The following is a 24,046-nucleotide window of genomic DNA, read 5'->3' on the forward strand; positions in this document are numbered from 1 at the left end:
TGTGTATCACATGCTAAAAATTAGAACGTCCAGCATCAGGACGTTACTGTTTCGGTCGCAGATTCTCATCAAATACCAGGCGCTGCCTGCCAGGTTCAACTTCCCGCAATGGCTCGACTTGATGTAACGTCTGCTTACAGCGTGTCACCAGCACCTGGTACTCATGCGCACCCTGCTTTTTCCATGCCAACTCCTGCTCACTGAGTTCACGAATCGCTTTCGCCGGGCTGCCGACAATCAGGTAATTAGCTGGCATTTCTGCTTTGGCTTTCACAAATGCGGATGCGCCAACAATGCTGTTCTCGCCAATCACCGCACCGTCTATCACTACCGCGTTCATTCCCACTAATGCATTGCGGCGGATAATGCAGCCGTGAAGGATAGCGCTATGACCAATATGTCCATCTTCTTCCACGACAGTATCCTGCTCGGGAAAACCGTGCATAACGCAATTATCCTGAATGTTCGCGCCATCTTTCACCACGATACGACCAAAATCGCCACGCAGGCTGGCATTTGGCCCAACGTAAACACCCTTGCCGAGAATAACATCGCCGATCAATACCGCTGTCGGATGAACAAAACTCTCTTCTGGCACAACCGGAGTCAGACCGTCTATCTGATAAATTGGCATAACGCGTCCTGTTCAATATTCAAGCCGCCAAAACGTTGAAAATACAGGCTTCCCGGCGCAGGCAGTTCACCGACCGAGGTTTCACCTTTTTCACTAACGAACGCTAAAGCAGCAGGCGCTACGCGCTGATAAAGTTTGCCGATAAAGGTTTGGTAGTCGCGCAATATATCCGTAACCGTCGTCTCGATTTTTGTGCAGATGCGATTCGCCATGCCGCAGATGATGAAAAACTGGCAGGCATTGGCTTTCATTGGGGATTTTCCGACCAGAGTCATTTTTCAACGGTATTTAATCAACGCTTTGGGATGACGCCAGGCGAGTATCGACGTAAATTCCGCTAACTAATTCGCGTTGCATGTACAGCAACGCGAATTAGTTAAAACAGATATTTGACTATGCATTTTTCAGGGCGAAAGGCAATTTGACAGGAATTTTTGAATATTCACCTTGTTTCCGGAAAATAGAATAATCGCCTTCTCCTGTAGCGTTATCCCGATATTGCGGTTTTGCTATTAAAATTTTCGCACCCATTTACCGTTTATCCCTTGTACATATTCCCCCGGTTTAGCCCGAGCTACGAGCTTTTGCCCGGCGAGTTTCGCGATATCATCTACCGAGACATTATTTTGCTTTGCCAGTTGTTGGTAACTCGCTTTACGTTCGGCATTAATGTCGTTTACTAATTTCTCTGTTTCAGCATCTGTTTTCAGCGCAACCAGATAACCATAAAATGTTTCCCCTACCCGCCCCTGAGTTCTGGCTTCATCCAGAGTCAATGCCATTACATTGCTGCTTACCAGCCCAACAAGAAACGCACAAAGAAGTAATGTTTTCTTCATCATCGCCTCAGAAAAGATCGCTACGAGTCTCAAGCAGCTCTTCGACATCTTTGTCTGCCTTGATGATGATCTCATGCTCAATTTTAACGTTCATATTGATAGTGATCGGTTCCTTAGGTGCAGCGACTTCAATGCGAGGCGTACAGCCAACCAGCATAAAAGATGACGTCAACGCAGCCAGTAAAATTTTCATTGTTTTTCCTCACACTCTTTTCCTTGCGGACAGTCATTTCCCGGCAGACGCGCGTTCTGCTCCAACCATGCCTGGAGATTATCGCCAAAGCGTAAACTGCGCCACAGCGTAAAAATATTCTCTTCGTGATGGTAATTAAGGTTTACCGTACCGCTTTTACCATCAACGCGACTGGTACCTGTAATGTTGGCCTGCATGGTTAATAAACCGAGATTATCTAAATTAATTTTTGTCGATGAACGGCTAATTTCCATATAGCGCAACCAGTTAATTGCTGAACCCGCAGTCATATTGTCTTTTACCACCGCATCTGCGGTGTCTTTATCCAGCCGCAAGGTCATTGGCCCGCTATTTGCCAGCCAACCATCTTTCACTATCCATTTTTCGTTGTTTAGCCATAACGGCAATGCACCACTAAATGCCCCGGACATGGCGAATTGTTTCGGATTGACGGCGCTAACCAGTTCGCTGGATGAGAGATTATTCAGCCGCAACAGCGCCGGGTCATGTTGCGGCATACGTAATTGTTTCATCAGCACGTTACCGCCTAACACATCGACGCTAACATCAGTCAACAACAATGGTTCTTCTTCTGTCCACGGATAGCGCCCTTGCAAATCAGCCGTAATATTTTTCGCTGTCACCAGATTAATCACTTCGGCAATTCGCAACGTAACGGGGCCGCGAGTCCCCAGATGCCAGGCTCCATCGGCAAAACGGAAAGGCAGGACAAAATCGACACCGTTAACCTGATTATCTGGCATCCAGGCACTACCGCCTTTCAACACACCGTGCCCTCCCGCGCGGAATCCTTGTTCAGGCGCAGCAGAAAATGCGACCTGAGCATACAGTTCGCCATCGCGTAAGTTCATCTTCCAGTCGGGTGGCACCAGCGGCTGGAATACGGTCAGTGATTGTTTAGGCCACCAGGCGTTACCGCGCAGACGAATACCGTCCCAGCGACCATTTACCCGAACCGGGCCAATCTCACCAGCATGTAAATCGCCTTTATATAGGAAATACGTCGGATCGCGTCCATCGACGCTAAATTTTAAGGTTGATGGCGGTAACACACTGCCGCCAGTGAACAGCGTTTGCCCGGCGTCCAGTGACAGCGCGCCGCTAAAGGAGGGATGCTGTGCGTCACGTACCCAGACGACGGGCTTGTCGAGAATTAATCGCGGCTTTTCTACCGTCATCGTACCGTATTGTAACTGGTCGAAACCGGTGGAGAGATCGGTCAGCGTAATCGTGCTGTCATGCCACTCACCTTTTCCTGCAACATCCCAGGTGGCATTCATCGGTGTAAAACTGCCTTTTCCCCAGTAGCGCCACTGCCAGCGGCCAGCGTCAGGGAGAAAATCATTCGCCAGCCCATCCATATGCAGCACGAAATCGCCCAGTTCATTTTCATGCGCCTGCAAAATGGCCTGCAAACGTCCGTCAACACCACGTTGGGTGACTTTTACACCCGCTAAAGGCCAGCGGATTTCATCGATGTCCAGCGAATCGATGACTCTTCCCTTCGAACGTAATAACGCGCCTGGCTCAAAGGCCAGCGTTGGGTCAGTCAGACTTCCACTTAGCTGCGCAGGTAAACGGGCATATAAAATGAGGTCCGCCTGTTTCGCTTCACCGGTCAGTTGCATAGGCAGCTGGCTGTTATCCATGCTTAATTTTCCTGGGCCAAAATTTAGCACCGCGTTGCCTTTACCTGCTTGCCCCTGGGTCAGCACACTAAGTCGTCCGCTGACCAGAGCGTTCTCGAGCCCTGCCTGCCAGTTGTCGACTTTGACACCCAGTCGGCCACTCAAAGGAAAACCTGCATACGGCCAACTCCAGCGACCATCGCTTACGGTCAATTGTTGACGAGTAATTTGCCACGGCAAATCGAGCAACGGATCGCCGTTATCCCGTGCCAGCACAATCAATTGCCCGCTATTTTCCTGCCAGTCCAGCTCGGCATCCACCAGTGACGGTTCCTGCGGCAAGTTTAACGTCGCAGTAGCATGGCCACTGACAGGAAGTCCATCCGGCACGAGCGGCATAGTAAATTCCCCCACCAGTTTTACCGGTGGCTGATTTTCAAACGCGGCGACATCCAGTTCGCTGACTGTAAGTTGTTGCCCTTTCAGCTGGCCTTGAAATTTAACTTTTTCGCCCTGATAACGCAGTTGCTGAATATCAGAGGTTAATGCGAGAGAGAGTTTTCCCTGCCATTCCTGCCAGGGAGAAAAAATCAGTTTATCGATATTGATCCAGGTGTTAGGCAGCATGGACTGCCACTGCGCGAGGGTTTTTGGAGCAGCTGGCGATTGCTCCGTCTGCGGCAATTTCGCCAGACAAGCAGAATCAAATTCTACCGTGCCGACGTTCAATAACCAGCGGCTGGGATGTGAAAGGCTGGCGTTGGTGATATGCGCAAGCTGACAATCTCCCACCAGATAACGGAGATCGGGAATGATTAAACCTTTACGCGTAATGCGTGGGCTTTCATCTAATGCAATACGTGTCCCGAGCGGTAGCCAGATGCCCGCCAGCGTGGGAACCCACAAGCCGAGCGTCATCAGCAGCGTCAACGGCACAAGAATAATCAGTAATAACAGCGCGAGAACGGCTTTATATTTACCCAGCATGGGTAGTTAATATCCTGATTTAGCGAAAAATTAAGCATTCAATACGGGTATTGTGGCATGTTTAACCGTTCAGTTGAAGGTTGCGCCTACACTAAGCATAGTTGTTGATGAATTTTTCAATATCGCCATAGCTTTCAATTATATTTGAAATTTTGTAAAATATTTTTAGTAGCTTAAATGTGATTCAACATCACTGGAGAAAGTCTTATGAAACTCGCCGTTTATAGCACAAAACAGTACGACAAGAAGTACCTGCAACAGGTGAACGAGTCCTTTGGCTTTGAGCTGGAATTTTTTGACTTTCTGCTGACGGAAAAAACCGCTAAAACCGCCAATGGCTGCGAAGCGGTATGTATTTTCGTAAACGATGACGGCAGCCGCCCGGTGCTGGAAGAGCTGAAAAAGCACGGCGTTAAATATATCGCCCTGCGCTGTGCCGGTTTTAATAACGTCGACCTTGACGCGGCAAAAGAACTGGGGCTGAAAGTAGTCCGTGTTCCAGCCTATGATCCAGAAGCCGTTGCTGAACACGCCATCGGTATGATGATGACGCTGAACCGCCGTATTCATCGCGCGTATCAGCGTACTCGTGACGCCAACTTCTCTCTGGAAGGTCTGACCGGCTTTACTATGTATGGCAAAACGGCAGGCGTTATCGGTACCGGTAAAATCGGTGTGGCGATGCTGCGCATTCTGAAAGGTTTTGGTATGCGTCTGCTGGCGTTCGATCCGTATCCAAGTGCGGCGGCACTGGAACTCGGTGTGGAGTATGTCGATCTGCCAACCCTGTTCTCTGAATCAGACGTTATCTCTCTGCACTGCCCGCTGACACCGGAAAACTACCATCTGTTGAACGAAGCCGCCTTCGATCAGATGAAAAATGGCGTGATGATCGTCAATACCAGTCGCGGTGCATTGATTGATTCTCAGGCGGCAATTGAAGCGCTGAAAAATCAGAAAATTGGTTCGTTGGGTATGGACGTGTATGAGAACGAACGCGATCTGTTCTTTGAAGACAAATCCAACGACGTGATCCAGGATGACGTATTCCGTCGTCTGTCTGCCTGCCACAACGTGCTGTTTACCGGGCACCAGGCATTCCTGACAGCAGAAGCACTGACCAGTATTTCTCAGACTACGCTGCAAAACTTAAGCAATCTGGAAAAAGGCGAAACCTGCCCGAACGAACTGGTTTAATCTTGCCGCTCCCCTGCATTCCAGGGGAGCTTATTCAGATAATCCCCAAAGACCTTTCATCCTCTATTCTTAAAATAGTCCTGAGTCAGAAACTGTAATTGAGAACCACAATGAAGAAAGTAGCCGCGCTCGTTGCGCTAAGCCTGCTGATGGCGGGATGTGTAAGTAATGACAAAATTGCTGTAACCCCAGAACAGCTACAGCATCATCGCTTTGTGCTGGAAAGCGTAAACGGTAAGCCCGTGACCAGCGATAAAAATCCGCCAGAAATCAGCTTTGGTGAAAAGATGATGATTTCCGGCAGCATGTGTAACCGCTTTAGCGGCGAAGGCAAACTGTCTAATGGTGAACTGACAGCCAAAGGGCTGGCAATGACCCGTATGATGTGCACTAACCCGCAGCTTAATGAACTCGATAACACCATTAGCGAAATGCTGAAAGAAGGTGCACAAGTGGATCTGACCGCGAACCAGTTAACGCTGGCGACCGCGAAACAGACATTAACTTATAAGCTGGCGGATTTAATGAATTAATAGCTGCCACAGCTCCCGGCGGCAAGTGACTGTTCGCTACAGCGTTTGCCGTTGGGTAATGCACACATCCCAATCGCCGTACCATCCAGTTGACGGGCAACAGAAAGCGAACCGCCGATCATTGCACAATTTGCTTCTCCACTACTGGACATCGACGCTTTTAAACCTGGCGCTACGTGCGCCGCAGTCGCCTGCTGAACAGGTTCACTACTACACGCCGACAATAATAAAGCGGCACACCCTACCCAAAACGCTGCTCGCATCTTTTCTTCCTCTGATCTTCAAGCCAAACGACACCGCCATAAATAATAGGCAGCACAGAGGGCGGCGTCGAGAGCTGTCCTGCGCGTTGCCCCGCATTTTTACTTTTTTATGGCTATTTTTTTGCCCTCTGTTTGATCAAAACATTCATTACGCTGATGTGGGGGACACAAAAGCGAAAATGCAGAAGAAAGCCATTTGCTAAAATTGAAAGATAACTACTGGGCGCGCAGCAATTTCGTGCGCCCCTCATTTGCGCAATGTAAGGGTGTCATATGATTACTATTGACGGTAATGGCGCGGTTGCTTCGGTGGCGTTTCGCACCAGTGAAGTTATCGCCATCTACCCTATTACCCCCAGTTCCACGATGGCAGAACAGGCTGATGCATGGGCCGGAAACGGCTTGAAAAACGTCTGGGGAGACACACCACGCGTGGTTGAAATGCAGTCGGAAGCGGGTGCTATCGCTACCGTGCATGGCGCTTTGCAGACGGGCGCCCTTTCAACATCGTTTACGTCATCGCAGGGTTTGCTGCTGATGATCCCGACGCTGTACAAACTGGCAGGCGAACTGACGCCATTTGTCCTGCATGTAGCGGCACGTACCGTTGCCACACATGCACTCTCTATTTTTGGCGATCATTCCGACGTTATGGCGGTGCGCCAGACGGGTTGCGCGATGTTGTGTGCGGCAAACGTCCAGGAAGCGCAAGACTTTGCTCTCATTTCGCACATCGCGACGCTGAAAAGCCGCGTTCCATTTATTCATTTCTTTGATGGTTTCCGCACGTCCCACGAAATCAATAAAATTGTCCCGCTGGCCGATGACACGATTCTTGAACTGATGCCGCAGGCCGAAATTGATGCCCATCGCGCCCGCGCGCTCAACCCGGAACATCCGGTGATCCGCGGTACGTCCGCCAATCCTGACACTTATTTCCAGTCTCGCGAAGCCACCAACCCCTGGTACAACGCAGTCTATGACCATGTTGAACAGGCGATGAATGATTTCGCTGCCGCGACAGGTCGTCAGTATCATCCGTTTGAGTATTATGGGCATCCGCAAGCGGAACGGGTGATTATCCTGATGGGCTCAGCCATTGGCACCTGTGAAGAAGTGGTTGATGAATTGCTAACCCGTGGCGAAAAAGTCGGCGTGCTGAAAGTTCGCCTGTACCGTCCCTTCTCCGCCAAACACTTGCTACAAGCTCTACCGGGATCCGTACGCAGCGTGGCGGTACTGGACAGAACCAAAGAACCCGGTGCCCAGGCAGAACCGCTCTATCTGGATGTGATGACCGCACTGGCAGAAGCCTTTAATAATGGTGAGCGCGAAACCCTGCCCCGTGTCATTGGTGGGCGCTATGGTCTTTCATCCAAAGAATTTGGCCCGGACTGTGTACTGGCGGTATTTGCCGAGCTCAACGCGGCTAAACCGAAAGCGCGCTTTACGGTTGGTATTTACGATGATGTGACCAATCTGTCACTGCCGTTGCCGGAAAACACCCTGCCAAACTCGGCGAAACTGGAAGCCTTGTTTTATGGCCTTGGTAGTGATGGCAGCGTTTCCGCGACCAAAAACAATATCAAGATTATCGGTAATTCCACGCCGTGGTACGCACAGGGCTATTTTGTTTACGACTCCAAAAAGGCGGGCGGCCTGACGGTTTCTCACCTTCGCGTGAGCGAACAGCCGATTCGTTCCGCTTATCTCATTTCCCAGGCTGATTTTGTTGGCTGCCACCAGTTGCAGTTTATCGATAAATATCAGATGGCTGAGCGTTTAAAACCTGGCGGCATTTTCCTGCTCAACACGCCGTACAGCGCAGATGAAGTGTGGTCGCGCTTGCCGCAAGAAGTTCAGGCCGTGTTAAACCAGAAAAAAGCGCGCTTCTATGTGATTAACGCGGCGAAAATCGCCCGCGAATGTGGCCTGGCGGCCCGTATTAATACCGTCATGCAGATGGTTTTTTTCCATCTTACGCAAATTCTGCCTGGCGATAGCGCCCTCGCAGAATTGCAGGGTGCGATTGCCAAAAGTTACAGTAGCAAAGGTCAGGATCTGGTGGAACGCAACTGGCAGGCTCTGGCGCTGGCACGTGAATCCGTAGAAGAAGTTCCGTTGCAGCCGGTTAATCCGCACAGCGCCAATCGACCGCCTGTGGTTTCCGATGCCGCTCCTGATTTCGTGAAAACCGTTACCGCGGCGATGCTCGCCGGGCTTGGTGATGCCCTCCCCGTTTCGGCGCTGCCGCCAGACGGCACCTGGCCGATGGGCACCACGCGCTGGGAAAAACGCAATATCGCCGAAGAGATCCCCATCTGGAAAGAGGAACTCTGTACCCAATGTAACCACTGCGTCGCCGCTTGCCCACACTCAGCTATTCGCGCAAAAGTGGTACCGCCTGAAGCGATGGAAAACGCCCCTGCCAGCCTGCATTCGCTGGATGTGAAATCGCGTGATATGCGCGGGCAGAAATATGTCTTGCAGGTGGCACCGGAAGATTGCACCGGTTGTAACCTGTGCGTCGAAGTTTGCCCGGCGAAAGACCGTCAGAATCCAGAGATTAAAGCCATCAATATGATGTCGCGGCTGGAACATGTCGAAGAAGAGAAAATCAATTACGATTTCTTCCTCAACCTCCCAGAAATCGACCGTAGCAAACTGGAACGTATTGATATTCGTACATCGCAGCTGATTACACCGCTGTTTGAATATTCAGGTGCTTGCTCCGGTTGTGGCGAGACGCCGTATATTAAATTGCTGACTCAGCTGTATGGCGACCGGATGTTGATCGCTAATGCCACTGGCTGTTCTTCAATATACGGCGGTAACCTGCCCTCTACACCGTATACCACCGATACCAACGGTCGCGGGCCGGCATGGGCGAACTCGCTGTTTGAAGATAACGCCGAATTTGGCCTTGGTTTCCGCCTGACGGTCGATCAACACCGTGTCCGAGTGCTGCGTCTGCTCGATCAATTTGCCGATAAAATCCCGGCAGAATTACTGACTGCGTTGAAATCAGACGCCACGCCAGAGGTTCGTCGAGAACAGGTCGCAGCTTTACGCCAGCAACTCAACGATGTTGCCGAAGCACATGAACTGCTACGTGACGCAGATGCACTGGTGGAAAAATCAATCTGGCTGATTGGTGGCGACGGCTGGGCTTACGATATCGGCTTTGGCGGTCTGGATCATGTATTGAGTTTGACGGAAAACGTCAACATTCTGGTGCTGGATACGCAATGCTATTCCAATACCGGTGGTCAGGCGTCAAAAGCCACGCCGCTTGGCGCGGTGACTAAGTTTGGCGAGCACGGCAAACGTAAAGCGCGTAAAGATCTTGGCGTCAGTATGATGATGTACGGTCATATTTATGTGGCGCAGATATCTCTCGGCGCGCAGCTCAACCAGACAGTAAAAGCGATTCAGGAAGCGGAAGCGTATCCGGGACCATCGCTGATCATCGCTTATAGCCCGTGTGAAGAGCATGGTTACGATCTGGCACTCAGTCACGACCAGATGCGCCAACTCACTGCCACCGGCTTCTGGCCGCTATATCGCTTCGATCCACGTCGAGCCGATGAAGGCAAACTGCCGCTGGCACTGGATTCACGCCCGCCGTCAGAAGCACTGGAAGAAACGTTACTTCATGAGCAACGTTTCCGTCGTCTGAATTCGCAGCAGCCAGAAGTGGCAGAGCAGTTATGGAAAGATGCTGCAGCTGATTTGCAAAAACGCTATGACTTCCTGGCACAAATGGCCGGAAAAGCGGAAAAAAGCAACACCGATTAAATGCTCTGGATAAGAATTATCCAATTCTAAAAAAAAGCCCGAACGACTGTTCGGGCTTGTCTCATTATTTGTTGGATAAACAGTAACAAGGGTCCAACAGAAAATAATCTTTGTGACAATAAAGGCATATAACCCGCGAAGAATAACGCATCACTATTTAAATGTATAATTTTTATTTTGTATATGTCACCAACAATATATTCACCAAACTTATCATCATTTCCGTAGAATTATTTGATTAAGGTTTTACTTAAGGCGTAACAAATGATATTTATCGGCTAACGGAACTTCTCCTTTAGGATGTTTTCACTCCCCAAAATGGGGATGAAAAGGCAAATAAAATAACTAAAGGATTTATTCAATGAAAAGCAAAGTACTGGCATTTTTAATTCCTACCCTGCTCGCCGCAGGTGCTGCACATGCAGCCGAAGTTTATAATAAAGACGGCAACAAATTAGATCTGTATGGCAAAGTTGATGGACTACATTATTTTTCTGATAATTCAGCGAAAGATGGCGACCAGAGCTATGCGCGTCTGGGTTTTAAAGGCGAAACCCAAATTAACGATCAACTTACTGGCTACGGTCAATGGGAATACAATATTCAGGCAAACAACACTGAATCTTCAAAAAACCAGTCATGGACCCGTCTGGCATTTGCCGGATTGAAATTTGCAGATTACGGTTCTTTCGATTACGGACGTAATTATGGCGTAATGTACGACATCGAAGGCTGGACCGATATGCTGCCTGAATTTGGCGGTGACTCTTATACCAATGCAGACAACTTTATGACTGGTCGAGCCAATGGCGTCGCGACTTATCGTAATACTGATTTCTTCGGTCTGGTAAATGGTCTGAACTTCGCGGTGCAGTATCAAGGTAACAACGAAGGTGCCAGTAATGGTCAGGAAGGCACCAACAACGGACGTGATGTTCGCCATGAAAACGGTGACGGCTGGGGTCTTTCCACAACATATGATTTAGGCATGGGCTTTAGCGCTGGTGCGGCATACACCTCTTCTGACCGCACCAATGACCAGGTTAACCATACTGCGGCGGGTGGTGATAAAGCAGACGCGTGGACTGCTGGACTAAAATACGATGCTAACAATATTTACCTGGCAACCATGTATTCAGAAACGCGTAATATGACCCCGTTTGGCGACAGCGATTATGCTGTTGCAAACAAAACCCAGAACTTTGAAGTTACTGCACAGTACCAGTTTGATTTTGGTCTGCGTCCGGCAGTCTCTTTCCTGATGTCTAAAGGCCGTGACCTGCACGCTGCCGGTGGTGCAGACAACCCGGCAGGTGTTGATGATAAAGATCTGGTTAAATACGCCGATGTTGGCGCGACTTACTATTTCAATAAAAACATGTCCACTTATGTTGACTATAAAATCAACCTGTTGGATGAAGATGACAGCTTCTACGCTGCCAACGGCATCTCTACCGATGATATTGTCGCTTTAGGTCTGGTTTATCAGTTCTAAATCCTCCTGCCCGCTGTTATGGCGGGCTTTTTCTGCTTATTCTTCCTCCTTTGATCTAAATTAAAAATGTGAACTCCGTCATTACACAAAAAGTGTCATCTGGCGTTACACTTTATGCGGATACTAAAACAGGAGGTTTTATGAACAGAACGATTCTTGTCCCTATCGATATTTCCGATTCAGAATTAACTCAACGCGTGATTAGCCACGTTGAGGCAGAGGCAAAGATTGATGATGCAGAGGTTCATTTCCTGACGGTAATACCTTCACTGCCCTACTATGCCTCTCTGGGTTTAGCGTATTCCGCAGAATTACCGGCAATGGATGACCTGAAAGCGGAAGCCAAATCGCAACTGGAAGAGATCATTAAAAAATTTAAACTGCCAACCGACAGAGTGCATGTCCATGTTGAGGAAGGCTCGCCCAAAGACCGCATTCTGGAATTGGCGAAGAAGATCCCCGCTCATATGATCATCATTGCTTCCCATCGACCGGATATCACCACTTATCTGCTCGGTTCTAACGCCGCAGCTGTAGTGCGTCACGCAGAGTGCTCCGTGCTGGTTGTGCGCTGACACTAACGCCCGCACATTGCTGCGGGCTTTTTGATTCATTTCGCAAATGTGCTGACATTTTCCCCTCTAATCCGTACCATACACGCCACAGTTTTTATATCAGATTTCTTATGCTGGGCGTTCCGGCATGACGCATACTCTTCTGATGCCATATAACGAATTGAGTCGCTTTTAAATGTCGCAAAATCAAGAAATTAGTAAGAAAGAACAATACAACCTGAACAAATTACAAAAACGTCTGCGTCGTAACGTGGGCGAAGCCATTGCTGACTTCAATATGATTGAAGAAGGCGATCGCATCATGGTTTGCCTCTCCGGGGGTAAAGACAGCTATACCATGCTGGAGATACTGCGCAATTTGCAGCAAAGCGCGCCAATCAATTTTTCGCTGGTGGCTGTTAACCTCGATCAAAAGCAACCGGGCTTCCCGGAACACGTTCTGCCCGAGTATCTTGAAAAGCTGGGCGTTGAGTACAAGATTGTTGAAGAGAACACTTACGGTATCGTGAAAGAGAAGATTCCAGAGGGCAAAACCACTTGCTCACTGTGTTCTCGTCTTCGTCGCGGTATCCTTTATCGTACCGCAACGGAACTGGGAGCGACGAAGATCGCGCTGGGTCACCATCGTGACGATATCCTGCAAACGTTGTTCTTAAATATGTTCTACGGCGGCAAGATGAAAGGTATGCCTCCGAAACTGATGAGCGATGATGGCAAACATATCGTGATTCGCCCGCTGGCCTACTGCCGCGAGAAAGATATTCAGCGCTTTGCCGATGCAAAAGCGTTCCCGATTATTCCGTGCAACCTGTGCGGTTCACAGCCTAACCTGCAACGTCAGGTGATTGCTGACATGTTGCGTGACTGGGATAAACGTTATCCGGGGCGTATCGAGACGATGTTCAGCGCGATGCAGAATGTGGTGCCGTCGCATCTGTGCGATACCAACCTGTTCGATTTCAAAGGCATTACCCACGGTTCTGAAGTGGTTAACGGGGGTGATCTGGCGTTTGATCGCGAAGAGATCCCTCTACAACCGGCAGGTTGGCAGCCTGAAGAAGATGAAAATCAGTTGGATGAGTTACGGCTGAATGTGGTTGAAGTGAAATAACCCGGATAGCGCCCGATGCGTAAGCGTATCGGGCTACTCTTATGGAGGCCGGATAAGACGCGGTCAGCGACACATCCGGCAATGCCGAAGAAGATGTTTACTCTTGCACCCGGCGATTCAACATTTCATTATTTTAATAACCGCACCCGGCACGTTTTTCCTTTAATCCTCCCGCCCTGTAACTGTTTCCATGCTTTATGAGCAACAGCCTGACGCACCGCGACATAGACATGCGCCGGATGCACGGCGATTTTGCCAATATCTGCGCCATCAAGCCCGATATCTCCTGTCAGCGCACCTAATACATCACCCGGGCGCATTTTGGCTTTTTTCCCGCCATCGATACATAACGTTGCCATTTCGGCTTCCAGCGGCACAATGGAACTATTAACTGGCGGCGTTTGCCAGTTAAGTTTTATCTGCAACATGTCAGAAATGATATTGGCCCGCTGTGCTTCTTCCGGAGCACAGAAACTGATCGCCAGACCGCTATTTCCTGCACGCGCTGTACGACCGATGCGATGTACATGAACTTCAGGATCCCACGCCAGCTCAAAGTTCACCACCAGCTCAAGCGATTTAATATCCAGACCTCGCGCAGCAACATCAGTCGCAACCAGTACACGGGCGCTACCGTTAGCAAAACGTACCAGGGTCTGATCGCGATCACGTTGCTCCAGATTGCCGTGTAACGACAATGCACTTTGCCCTACTTCATTCAGCGCGTCGCAGACAGCCTGGCAATCTTTTTTGGTATTGCAAAACACCACGCAAGAGGATGGCTGATGCAAACTTAATAACCGTTGCAACAACGGAATTTTGCCTTTGCTGGATGTCTCATAAAATTGTTGTTCAATAGGTGGCAGAGCATCTGTTGAGTCAATTTCAATCGCTAAAGGATCGCGTTGCACTCGTCCGCTGATTGCGGCGATGGCTTCCGGCCAGGTTGCCGAAAACAGAAGCGTCTGTCGAGATGCTGGCGCAAAACGGATGACATCATCAATGGCATCGCTAAATCCCATATCCAGCATGCGGTCGGCCTCATCCATCACCAGCGTATTCAACGCATCCAGTGATACCGTGCCTTTTTGCAGATGATCCAACAAACGGCCCGGCGTTGCCACGATAATATGCGGCGCATGTTGCAACGAATCACGCTGCATACCGAACGGTTGACCACCGCACAACGTCAAAATTTTGGTATTTGGTAGAAAACGCGCCAGCCGACGCAATTCACCTGCCACCTGATCCGCCAGTTCACGCGTAGGACACAGCACTAAAGCCTGGGTTTGAAATAGCGACGCATCAATTTGCTGTAACAAGCCGAGGCCAAAAGCCGCCGTTTTGCCGCTGCCGGTTTTCGCCTGCACGCGAACATCTTTTCCGGCAAGGATCGCCGGAAGCGCGGCGGCCTGCACCGGCGTCATGGTTAAATAACCCAACTCATTAAGGTTCGTGAGTTGGGCAGGAGGCAAAACATTCAGGGTAGAAAAAGCGGTCACAATCTATTCTCGTGGTCATCGACGCAAAGTTAGCAGGCGCGTATCCTCGCAGATCTACGCTCACGATGCGACAATTTAATCGGTTCTTCGTCGGGTGGTGGGTCAGGCATGGGTTGCGGGCGAGGGATCGGATCGGGCACTGGAACAGGATCGCCAGGAATCGGTTCAGGGACAGGAATTTGCAAATAAATAAGTGTCGTCATATTTCCCTCCGGTCATTGGGTGGACTCTTAAAGGGTAGACGCTGATAAATAACAGGCAAAAAAAAGCCGACTCATCAAAGTCGGCGTCGTACGAATCAATTGTGCTATGCAGTAATTCAAAAAAGGAAGTAAGACAATATGGAGCGCAACGCCCATCGCTTGACGTTGCATTCACCTGCAAGAGAGATATTGCCCTGAATGGGTAGAGAGTTTATTGACTTCGCTCAAACTTTGCGGCGTTTTTGTATACAGACAGCCGGGAAAATTGCTTTTGTTACAACCATTTACTACGATGCAACCATAAAGCAACACCACCAATAAGAACAACTAACAGAATACAAAAAATTGAAAATCCGAATTGCCACCCGCCGCCAGGGATCCCACCAAGGTTGACGCCAAATAACCCGGTCAGAAAGGTACTGGGTAAAAAGACCATTGCCATCAACGACATTGTATAGGTACGACGCGCTAAATTTTCCTGCATCACCTGAGCGATTTCATCAGCCATCACGCCAGTCCGTGCTATACAGGCGTCGATTTCGTCAAGGCCGCGCCCAAGGCGATCGGCAATATCCTGCATCCGACGGCGTTGGTCATCGCTCATCCACGGCAAACGTTCACTGGCAAGACGAGCATAAACATCACGTTGCGGTGCCATATAGCGACGCATCACAATTAATTGTTTGCGCAGCAGAGCCAGGAATCCACGCGGTGGAATTTGCTGATCAAGGAGATTATCTTCAAGGTCGATAATTTTATCGTGCAGCTGCTCGATAAATTCGCTGGAATGATCGGTCAACGCATCGCACACATCCACCAGCCATCCCCCGCAATCGGTCGGACCAGTGCCCTCTTCCAGATCGCTTACCACATCGTCCAGCGCCAGCACTTTGCGTTGTCGGGTCGAAACAATTAACCGCCCGTCCATATATACACGCATGGCGACCAGTTGATCGGGGCGTTCATCGGTGCTGCCGTTTATACAGCGCAATGTAATCAGCGTACCTTCACCGAGACGGCTGACTCGGGGCCGTGTGCTCTCGCCCGCCAGCGCATCACGTACGTTATTGGGAAGCAGCGGTGTTGTCGCCAGCCATTGGGCGCTATCATGGTGTACATAATTAAGGTGGAGCCAGCAGGGATGCGCTTCATCAATCACATCTGTATTTTCCAGCGGTTTAACGCCGCCTCTACCATCCAGCATCCAGGCAAATACTGCATCCGGGACATTAACGTCCGATCCCTTAATCGCTTCCACAGTGCCTCCATCATCAACGCATTATTTTGTAGTCTAGCCTTCTGGCCCTGTTACGCAACATCTCATCACCCCATTACCCTGAAATGATTAATAAAATTCTGTCTAAATTGAATACAAAAAGCAAAATGCTTTTCCGTATACAAACCGTGTGAAGTGTTAAATAGCGTCTATCATTATCAGAATTATCTGATCATATGACGTGGCTTTTTTGCGATCGGATAGCAACAAAAATTGATAAAAATAACGGGATCTCAATGATTACGCACAACTTCAATACCCTGGACTTACTCACCAGTCCTGTCTGGATCGTTTCGCCCTTTGAGGAACAGTTAATTTATGCCAATAGCGCGGCGCGACTGTTGATGCAAGACCTCACGTTTAGTCAGCTACGAACCGGTCCCTATTCCGTCTCCTCACAAAAAGAACTGCCAAAATACCTCTCCGATCTGCAAAACCAACACGATATTATCGAAATCCTCACCGTTCAGCGCAATGAAGAGGAAACAGCATTGAGCTGTCGGCTTGTTTTGCGAAAGCTGACAGAAGCAGAACCGGTGATTATTTTCGAAGGTATCGAAGCACCGGCAACGCTGGGTTTAAAAGCCAGTCGCTCGGCAAATTATCAGCGCAAAAAACAAGGTTTTTATGCGCGCTTTTTTCTGACTAACTCTGCACCAATGTTGTTGATTGACCCGTCACGAGATGGACAAATCGTCGATGCTAACCTCGCCGCGCTCAATTTCTATGGTTATAACCATGAAACGATGTGCCAGAAACATACCTGGGAAATAAATATGCTCGGGCGACGCGTCATGCCTATCATGCATGAAATTTCGCATTTACCCGGTGGCCATAAGCCTTTGAATTTTGTTCATAAACTGGCGGATGGTTCGACTCGTCATGTGCAGACCTATGCCGGGCCGATTGAAATTTATGGCGACAAGCTCATGTTATGTATTGTGCATGATATTACTGAGCAAAAACGGCTGGAGGAGCAGCTGGAACATGCTGCCCACCATGACGCGATGACCGGATTACTGAATCGGCGACAGTTTTACCACATTACCGAGCCAGGCCAAATGCAGCACCTCGCCATCGCTCAGGATTACAGCTTATTGCTCATCGACACCGATCGTTTTAAACACATTAACGATCTCTATGGGCATTCTAAAGGTGATGAGGTGTTATGCGCCCTCGCCCGCACCCTCGAAAGTTGCGCTCGCAAAGGCGATTTGGTGTTTCGTTGGGGAGGCGAAGAGTTTGTCTTATTGCTACCAAGAACCCCACTGGATACCGCGCTTTCGCTGGCTGAAACTATCCGCGTAAGCGTGGCAAAAGTGAGTATTTCGGGCTTACCACGCTTTACCGTCAGCATTGGTGTGGCGCATCACGAAGGAAATGAAAGCATCGATGAACTGTTTAAACGCGTTGATGATGCTTTGTATCGGGCGAAAAATGATGGACGCAACCGCGTGCTGGCGGCATAAGCCGCGGATGCGTCTCGAGATCAACGACTGCGCTTAGCGTGGCGCTCCCAGTTTTCTTGCTTCGCCTGCGCCGTTTTACGTAGTGCGACGTAACACGCCCCGCTGCCGCCATGATGCGGTAGCGCGGTGCAATATGCCTGAACATCATCAAATTCGGTCAGCCAGCGCGCCACATAGCTGCGGACAATATTGGCATGCGATTTATCTTCCCGCCCTTTACCATGAATAATCAGCACATTACGCAAACCATCCGCCATGGCTTGTTGAATGAAACTGAACATCATTTTGCGGCACTCTTCCACCGGCTGGCGCAAAAGATTCAGGCTCGCCTGTTGCGGATATTTACCACTGCGCAGCTTATCCAGCACCCCATGTTGCAACCCTTCCCGCCGAAACTCCAGCGGCTGACTTAGCGGGATGATGTCGAGAAATCCAGTGGTGAGGAAATTATCAAGTTGCAGCGTGTCGATACGCTGCGGCGCACGTTGGTTACGCGTTGGATGCCAGTGGACATCTGTAGCACGTTTCAGCGGCTGGACATCTTCCATGGCGTCAAGAAACAGCGATTTGTCGTCAAGGTTCATGTTACATCCTCCCGCAATTAAGAGCGCGATATGATAACCAGACCGGGTCGGTCCAACAACGTATTACCCAAATTTCCAGTAATAAGTTCCAAATATTGCCGATATTTTAAGCAAAATGCTTATGCATGATTATTCATTCACGATATTAATAATGTAACTTATATTTTCGTGAAATCTGTCACTGAAGAAAATTGGCAACTAAAGGTTAAAACCGTTATAACACAGTCACCGGCGCAGAGGAGACCATGCCGGATTTAAGACGCGGATGCACTGCTGTGTGTACTGTAGAGTCTGGCGGATGTCGACAGACTCTATTTTTTTATGCAGTTTTAACTTTGCAGATAGCCGCATTCTCGCCGAAATTGCGTGATTAATGACGCGGTCAGTGGTGTCTGGCGACTATCACGCCGCTGAATCAAATAATAGGTCGCTTTCGGTAAAATTTCGCTAACCGGCAACATCACCAGCCCCTGTCCGTGTAAGGGATCGCAGCCCATTTCTTCAGGTAGTATGCTGAGAAAATCGCTTTTTGCCACCAGACTGATACAGGCTGAGAACGTCTCGCAGACTACGCCGACCTGTGGCGTTTGCGCCTGATCGTCAAGCAATTCACTCAAGTGTTTGTAGTAGCTGCCGTGTGGCGTCGGCATTGTCCAGCTGTAGTCCAGTAACTGTTTGATCGAACGGGCACCAATGGCGGGATGTCCCGGGCGGCAAAAGATCGCGAATTGCTTTTCCAGTAATTTCTCAAAAGTAAATTCGTGGTCGTAGGGTCCCTGATAATAGGTATTGATGGTGAAATCCAGTTCCCCCTGGCGCAATTCATTAATCATCGATACCAGTTGCCCTTCCATAATGCGTACTTTTACCTGCGGATGCTGCTGATGAAAACGAGATATGACAGCTGGCATCAGACTGCGGGAAATACTGGCCCCCATGCCGATATTAATTTGCCCTGCCAGTTGCCCTTGTCGTTGGCGAATATCCTCTTGCGCTGCGCGCAGCTCTTCAAGAATAAGACTGGCGTGCTGATAAAAACTTTCACCGGCATCAGTTAACGTCACGCCTTTACTACGGCGAAAAAAGAGTTGTGCCGCCAACCCTTCTTCCAGCTCCTGAATAGATTTACTCAGTGCCGGTTGCGACATATTCAACATTCGGCTCGCTCCGCGAATGCTGCCCTGACGAGCCACTTCAACAAAAGCCCGAATTTGATGAATTTTTACCTGAAAAGCCATGACGCCACCGATAACCGTTATTTATCAGACCAAAGAAACTGGCATCTACTTTAATGCAGATGATTGTGTCAGGGTAATTTATGAACGGTTAAAACTGTGAAAAATCAGTTAGTGATAAGTAAAAACTATCGCTACGTGAACCGGGTCACACTTTTTACTGATGACGGGAAAGGTTATGGAGTCTTTGAATCAATTTATTAATTCGCTTGCCCCAAAATTATCGCACTGGCGACGTGATTTTCACCACTATGCAGAGTCTGGCTGGGTGGAATTCCGCACTGCCACCCTTGTTGCGGAAGAATTGCACCAGCTCGGTTATTCACTGGCGCTGGGCCGCGAAGTAGTTAATGAAAGTAGCCGGATGGGATTACCTGATGAATTCACTCTACAACGCGAATTCGAGCGCGCTCGTCAACAGGGTGCGCTAGAACAATGGATTGCGGCTTTTGAAGGCGGTTTCACTGGCATCGTCGCTACCCTGGATACCGGTCGCCCCGGTCCGGTGATGGCTTTCCGTGTCGATATGGACGCGCTGGATCTCAGTGAAGAACGGGATGTCAGCCATCGCCCCTACCGCGACGGTTTTGCGTCATGTAACGCCGGAATGATGCATGCCTGTGGTCATGATGGACATACCGCCATTGGACTTGGGCTGGCGCATACCCTTAAACAGTTCGAGTCCGGACTACATGGCGTCATCAAACTGATTTTTCAACCTGCAGAAGAAGGTACGCGTGGCGCGCGGGCGATGGTCGATGCAGGTGTAGTGGATGATGTTGATTATTTTACTGCCGTGCACATTGGCACTGGCGTACCTGCGGGCACCGTGGTGTGCGGCAGTGATAATTTTATGGCAACCACCAAATTTGACGCGCACTTCACCGGGACCGCCGCTCACGCAGGCGCAAAACCAGAAGACGGTCACAATGCCTTGTTGGCGGCAGCACAAGCAACTCTTGCACTGCATGCAATCGCCCCGCACAGCGAAGGCGCTTCCAGAGTAAACGTGGGCGTTATGCAGGCAGGAAGCGGTCGTAATGTTGTTCCCGCCTCAGCGTTGCTGAAAGTGGAAACACGCGGGGCCAGCGACGTCATTAATCAATATGTTTTTGAACGTGCACAACAAGCGATTCAGGGCGCAGCAACCATGTATGGTGTCGGCGTTGAAACTCGTCTGATGGGTGCAGCTACCGCCAGTTCTCCTTCGCCGCAATGGGTCGCATGGTTGCAAAGTCAGGCAGCTCAGGTCCCGGGGGTCAATCAAGCCATTGAACGTGTTGAAGCGCCTGCGGGTTCCGAAGATGCCACATTAATGATGGCCCGCGTGCAGCAACATCAAGGGCAAGCCTCCTATATGGTGTTTGGCACACAGCTGGCGGCAGGTCATCACAACGAAAAATTCGATTTTGACGAGCAGGTTCTCGCTATTGCCGTCGAAACGCTGGCGCGCACCGCGCTCAATTTTCCCTGGACGCGAGGTATCTGATGCAGGAAATCTATCGTTTTATCGACGATGCGATTGAAGCCGATCGCCAACGTTATACCGATATTGCCGATCAAATCTGGGATCATCCAGAAACACGTTTTGAAGAGTTCTGGTCAGCGGAGCATCTGGCTTCGGCGCTGGAGTCTGCAGGCTTCACCGTTACCCGCAACGTAGGCAATATCCCAAATGCCTTTATTGCTTCGTTTGGTCAAGGCAAACCGGTTATCGCCCTGCTGGGGGAATATGACGCCCTGGCAGGTTTAAGTCAGCAAGCAGGTTGCGCGCAACCTACATCCGCGACGCCCGGTGAAAATGGTCACGGTTGCGGACACAATTTGCTGGGAACCGCCGCCTTTGCCGCAGCAATAGCCGTCAAGAAATGGCTGGAACAATATGGGCAATGCGGCACGGTGCGCTTTTATGGTTGTCCTGGCGAAGAAGGCGGCTCGGGTAAAACGTTCATGGTCCGCGAGGGGGTATTTGATGATGTGGATGCGGCACTCACCTGGCACCCGGAAGCCTTTGCCGGTATGTTCAATACCCGCACGCTGGCAAACATTCAGGCATCATGGTGCTTTAAAGGGATCGCAGCACATGCCGCGAATTCCCCTCATTTGGGACGCAGCGCCCTTGATGCCGTAACGTTGATGACCACTGGCACCAACTTCCTCAACGAACATATTATTGAAAAAGCGCGCGTACACTATGCCATCACAGATAGCGGCGGGATCTCGCCCAACGTGGTCCAGGCGCAGGCAGAAGTGCTTTATCTTATCCGCGCCCCCGAAATGACCGATGTGCAGCAAATTTATGATCGGGTCGCCAAAATCGCCGAAGGTGCGGCATTGATGACCGAAACCACGGTTGAATGCCGCTTCGACAAAGCCTGTTCCAGTTATCTCCCGAATCGCACCTTAGAAAATGCCATGTACCGAGCCCTATCCCATTTTGGTACCCCGGAATGGAACTGCGAAGAACTGGCTTTTGCGAAACAAATTCAGGCTACGCTCACCCTCAACGATCGTCAAAACAGTCTGAATAATATCGCTGCAACCGGTGGCGAAAACGGCAAGGCTTTTGCACTACGTCATCGTGAAACGGTACTGGCGAATGAAGTCGCTCCATATGCCGCCACCGATAACGTGCTTGCGGCATCAACTGATGTCGGCGACGTCAGTTGGAAACTGCCTGTTGCCCAGTGTTTCAGTCCCTGTTTTGCCGTCGGTACCCCGCTACATACATGGCAACTGGTTAGCCAGGGGCGAACATCTATTGCTCATAAAGGAATGCTGCTGGCGGCGAAAACTATAGCAGCAACCACACTTAATCTCTTCATTGATTCAGGGCTATTGCAAGAATGCCAACAAGAGCATCAGCAAGTTACGGACACGCAACCGTATCACTGCCCTATCCCGAAAAACGTGACACCGTCACCTTTAAAATAACAACAACAACGCAAACACAACAAACGAGGAATGCCCATGAGTATGTCATCCATACCGTCGTCCTCCCAATCCGGGAAGCTCTATGGCTGGGTCGAAAGAATTGGTAACAAGGTGCCCCATCCTTTTTTGCTCTTTATCTATTTGATTATCGTACTCATGGTGACGACAGCAATTTTGTCGGCCTTTGGCGTCAGTGCGAAAAACCCGACCGATGGTACGCCGGTGGTCGTGAAAAACCTGCTCAGTGTGGAAGTATTACACTGGTTTTTACCCAATGTTATTAAAAACTTTAGCGGTTTTGCTCCACTTGGAGCGATCCTGGCGCTGGTTTTAGGTGCCGGTCTGGCGGAGCGCGTCGGCTTACTGCCAGCGTTGATGGTTAAAATGGCATCGCATGTGAATGCCCGCTACGCCAGTTATATGGTGCTGTTTATTGCTTTTTTTAGCCACATTTCTTCCGATGCGGCGTTAGTGATCATGCCACCGATGGGTGCGCTGATTTTTCTGGCGGTGGGCAGGCATCCAGTTGCAGGTTTACTGGCCGCCATTGCAGGCGTAGGTTGCGGCTTTACGGCTAATTTACTGATTGTCACAACCGACGTGTTGCTGTCGGGGATCAGCACGGAGGCTGCGGCTGCGTTCAATCCGCAAATGCACGTCAGTGTAATTGATAACTGGTATTTTATGGCCAGCTCCGTAGTCGTACTGACGATTGTTGGCGGCCTGATAACCGACAAAATCATTGAGCCACGTTTAGGTCAATGGCAGGGAAACAGCGATGAGAAACTGCAGACATTAACCGAAAGTCAGCGTTTTGGTTTACGCATAGCAGGTGTCGTATCGCTACTTTTTATTGCTGCGATTGCGCTGATGGTGATCCCGGAAAACGGGATATTGCGCGATCCGATTAATCACACCGTGATGCCATCCCCCTTTATTAAAGGTATCGTGCCACTGATCATTCTTTTTTTCTTTGTGGTCTCGCTGGCTTATGGCATCGCTACCCGCACAATTCGACGTCAGGCGGATTTACCGCATTTAATGATTGAACCGATGAAAGAGATGGCGGGATTTATCGTGATGGTTTTTCCCCTCGCCCAGTTTGTCGCCATGTTTAACTGGAGCAACATGGGGAAATTCATCGCCGTGGGGCTGACCGATATACTGGAAAGTTCAGGGCTTAGCGGCATCCCGGCGTTTGTCGGTCTGGCGTTGCTTTCCTCTTTCTTATGCATGTTTATCGCCAGCGGTTCCGCAATCTGGTCGATTCTGGCCCCCATTTTCGTACCGATGTTTATGCTACTTGGCTTTCACCCGGCATTTGCGCAAATCCTCTTTCGTATTGCCGACTCATCCGTATTGCCTTTAGCGCCGGTATCTCCTTTTGTTCCACTGTTTCTTGGATTCCTGCAACGTTACAAACCAGACGCGAAACTGGGTACTTACTATTCGTTAGTTTTGCCCTATCCACTTATCTTTTTGGTGGTATGGCTGCTGATGTTGCTGGCGTGGTATCTTGTCGGTCTGCCGATAGGTCCGGGGATTTACCCACGTTTGTCTTAAGAGAGA

21 protein-coding genes and 2 pseudogenes are annotated in these 24,046 nt (G+C 49.8%); 11 read left to right on the forward strand and 12 right to left on the reverse strand.

Annotated features, from left to right (window positions below; genetic code table 11):
• Window positions 1-43 precede the first annotated feature (43 nt).
• Window positions 44-634 carry a phenylacetic acid degradation protein PaaY gene (paaY, locus tag ACJHYR_RS01760; protein WP_001123440.1) on the reverse strand — a complete coding sequence of 197 codons (591 nt, stop codon included), beginning with the start codon at window positions 632-634 and terminating at the stop codon, window positions 44-46.
• A pseudogene (locus ACJHYR_RS01765) lies at window positions 616-768 on the reverse strand (phenylacetic acid degradation operon negative regulatory protein PaaX); the annotation flags it as partial. The pseudogene ACJHYR_RS01765 and the gene paaY, both read right to left, overlap by 19 nt.
• Here ACJHYR_RS01765 and ACJHYR_RS01770 point away from each other — a divergent pair.
• A pseudogene (locus ACJHYR_RS01770) lies at window positions 769-975 on the forward strand (helix-turn-helix domain-containing protein); the annotation flags it as partial.
• Window positions 976-1,146: 171 nt separating this feature from the next.
• Here ACJHYR_RS01770 and ACJHYR_RS01775 read toward each other — a convergent pair.
• The 3 genes from ACJHYR_RS01775 to ACJHYR_RS01785 are packed head-to-tail and all read right to left on the reverse strand — an operon-like array spanning window position 1,147 to window position 4,302.
• Window positions 1,147-1,473, reverse strand: coding sequence for a YdbL family protein (locus ACJHYR_RS01775; protein WP_001306533.1), 327 nt, complete (start codon window positions 1,471-1,473; stop codon window positions 1,147-1,149).
• Between the two features lie 7 nt (window positions 1,474-1,480).
• Complete coding sequence (locus ACJHYR_RS01780; RefSeq protein WP_000698145.1) at window positions 1,481-1,666, reverse strand: YnbE family lipoprotein; 186 nt, start codon at window positions 1,664-1,666, stop codon at window positions 1,481-1,483.
• The gene (locus ACJHYR_RS01785) at window positions 1,663-4,302 is read right to left on the reverse strand and encodes a YdbH family protein (protein ID WP_000900920.1); all 2,640 of its coding nucleotides are present in this window, start codon (window positions 4,300-4,302) and stop codon (window positions 1,663-1,665) included. Before ACJHYR_RS01785 ends, ACJHYR_RS01780 begins: the two co-directional genes overlap by 4 nt.
• Before the next feature lie 207 nt (window positions 4,303-4,509).
• Between ACJHYR_RS01785 and ldhA the strand changes: the two genes are divergently transcribed.
• Both ldhA and hslJ read left to right on the forward strand, forming a co-directional pair.
• Window positions 4,510-5,499, forward strand: coding sequence for a D-lactate dehydrogenase (gene ldhA, locus ACJHYR_RS01790; RefSeq protein WP_000762229.1), 990 nt, complete (start codon window positions 4,510-4,512; stop codon window positions 5,497-5,499).
• 110 nt (window positions 5,500-5,609) lie between these two features.
• Complete coding sequence (hslJ, locus tag ACJHYR_RS01795; protein WP_001306535.1) at window positions 5,610-6,032, forward strand: heat shock protein HslJ; 423 nt, start codon at window positions 5,610-5,612, stop codon at window positions 6,030-6,032.
• Here the strand turns inward: hslJ and ACJHYR_RS01800 are convergent.
• The gene (locus tag ACJHYR_RS01800) at window positions 6,029-6,295 is read right to left on the reverse strand and encodes a DUF333 domain-containing protein (protein ID WP_001295715.1); all 267 of its coding nucleotides are present in this window, start codon (window positions 6,293-6,295) and stop codon (window positions 6,029-6,031) included. The genes hslJ and ACJHYR_RS01800 overlap by 4 nt on opposite strands.
• A 273-nt stretch (window positions 6,296-6,568) precedes the next feature.
• Here ACJHYR_RS01800 and nifJ point away from each other — a divergent pair, with 273 nt between their 5' ends.
• The 4 genes from nifJ (at window position 6,569) to ttcA (ending at window position 13,274) form a co-directional block, all read left to right on the forward strand.
• Window positions 6,569-10,093, forward strand: coding sequence for a pyruvate:ferredoxin (flavodoxin) oxidoreductase (gene nifJ / locus ACJHYR_RS01805; protein ID WP_072837522.1), 3,525 nt, complete (start codon window positions 6,569-6,571; stop codon window positions 10,091-10,093).
• 361 nt (window positions 10,094-10,454) lie between these two features.
• A complete protein-coding gene (gene ompN / locus ACJHYR_RS01810; RefSeq protein ID WP_000837902.1) occupies window positions 10,455-11,588 on the forward strand; it encodes a porin OmpN in 1,134 nt (377 codons plus the stop codon).
• A gap of 140 nt (window positions 11,589-11,728) precedes the next feature.
• Window positions 11,729-12,163 carry a universal stress protein UspF gene (gene uspF, locus ACJHYR_RS01815; RefSeq protein WP_001295593.1) on the forward strand — a complete coding sequence of 145 codons (435 nt, stop codon included), beginning with the start codon at window positions 11,729-11,731 and terminating at the stop codon, window positions 12,161-12,163.
• 175 nt (window positions 12,164-12,338) lie between these two features.
• Window positions 12,339-13,274, forward strand: coding sequence for a tRNA 2-thiocytidine(32) synthetase TtcA (ttcA, locus tag ACJHYR_RS01820; protein WP_000081418.1), 936 nt, complete (start codon window positions 12,339-12,341; stop codon window positions 13,272-13,274).
• 128 nt (window positions 13,275-13,402) lie between these two features.
• Here the strand turns inward: ttcA and dbpA are convergent, their stop codons facing one another.
• The 4 genes from dbpA to ydaN all read right to left on the reverse strand — a co-directional run bounded on the left by dbpA (window position 13,403) and on the right by ydaN (window position 16,298).
• Complete coding sequence (dbpA, locus tag ACJHYR_RS01825) at window positions 13,403-14,776, reverse strand: ATP-dependent RNA helicase DbpA (protein ID WP_000123754.1); 1,374 nt, start codon at window positions 14,774-14,776, stop codon at window positions 13,403-13,405.
• A 29-nt stretch (window positions 14,777-14,805) separates the two neighbouring features.
• Window positions 14,806-14,979: a protein YnaL gene (ynaL, locus tag ACJHYR_RS01830; RefSeq protein ID WP_001296046.1), complete on the reverse strand. Its 174-nt coding sequence runs from the start codon at window positions 14,977-14,979 to the stop codon at window positions 14,806-14,808.
• A 274-nt stretch (window positions 14,980-15,253) separates the two neighbouring features.
• Complete coding sequence (gene zntB, locus ACJHYR_RS01835) at window positions 15,254-16,237, reverse strand: zinc transporter ZntB (protein WP_000387388.1); 984 nt, start codon at window positions 16,235-16,237, stop codon at window positions 15,254-15,256.
• 13 nt (window positions 16,238-16,250) lie between these two features.
• Complete coding sequence (ydaN, locus tag ACJHYR_RS01840; protein WP_211180494.1) at window positions 16,251-16,298, reverse strand: protein YnaN; 48 nt, start codon at window positions 16,296-16,298, stop codon at window positions 16,251-16,253.
• 193 nt (window positions 16,299-16,491) lie between these two features.
• Here ydaN and dgcM point away from each other — a divergent pair, with 193 nt between their 5' ends.
• On the forward strand, window positions 16,492-17,724 hold the full coding sequence (dgcM, locus tag ACJHYR_RS01845; protein WP_001306539.1) for a diguanylate cyclase DgcM: 1,233 nt from the start codon (window positions 16,492-16,494) through the stop codon (window positions 17,722-17,724).
• 20 nt (window positions 17,725-17,744) lie between these two features.
• On the opposite strand, the gene smrA is transcribed toward dgcM, so the two are convergent.
• Window positions 17,745-18,308, reverse strand: a complete 564-nt coding sequence (smrA, locus tag ACJHYR_RS01850) for a DNA endonuclease SmrA (RefSeq protein WP_001046824.1) — start codon at window positions 18,306-18,308, stop codon at window positions 17,745-17,747.
• A gap of 329 nt (window positions 18,309-18,637) precedes the next feature.
• Window positions 18,638-19,546, reverse strand: a complete 909-nt coding sequence (locus ACJHYR_RS01855; RefSeq protein WP_000885449.1) for a LysR family transcriptional regulator — start codon at window positions 19,544-19,546, stop codon at window positions 18,638-18,640.
• Between the two features lie 175 nt (window positions 19,547-19,721).
• On the opposite strand from ACJHYR_RS01855, the gene abgA reads away from it, so the two are divergent.
• From abgA to abgT, 3 genes are read left to right on the forward strand one after another with little or no spacing between them, the layout of a single operon-like run.
• On the forward strand, window positions 19,722-21,032 hold the full coding sequence (gene abgA, locus ACJHYR_RS01860) for a p-aminobenzoyl-glutamate hydrolase subunit AbgA (protein WP_000444920.1): 1,311 nt from the start codon (window positions 19,722-19,724) through the stop codon (window positions 21,030-21,032).
• Complete coding sequence (abgB, locus tag ACJHYR_RS01865) at window positions 21,032-22,477, forward strand: p-aminobenzoyl-glutamate hydrolase subunit AbgB (protein WP_001156413.1); 1,446 nt, start codon at window positions 21,032-21,034, stop codon at window positions 22,475-22,477. Before abgA ends, abgB begins: the two co-directional genes overlap by 1 nt.
• Before the next feature lie 36 nt (window positions 22,478-22,513).
• Window positions 22,514-24,040, forward strand: a complete 1,527-nt coding sequence (abgT, locus tag ACJHYR_RS01870) for a p-aminobenzoyl-glutamate transporter (protein ID WP_000062984.1) — start codon at window positions 22,514-22,516, stop codon at window positions 24,038-24,040.
• Window positions 24,041-24,046: the final 6 nt, after the last annotated feature.

Source organism: Escherichia sp. WS1450 (assembly GCF_046487395.1).
Lineage (GTDB): Bacteria > Pseudomonadota > Gammaproteobacteria > Enterobacterales > Enterobacteriaceae > Escherichia > Escherichia coli.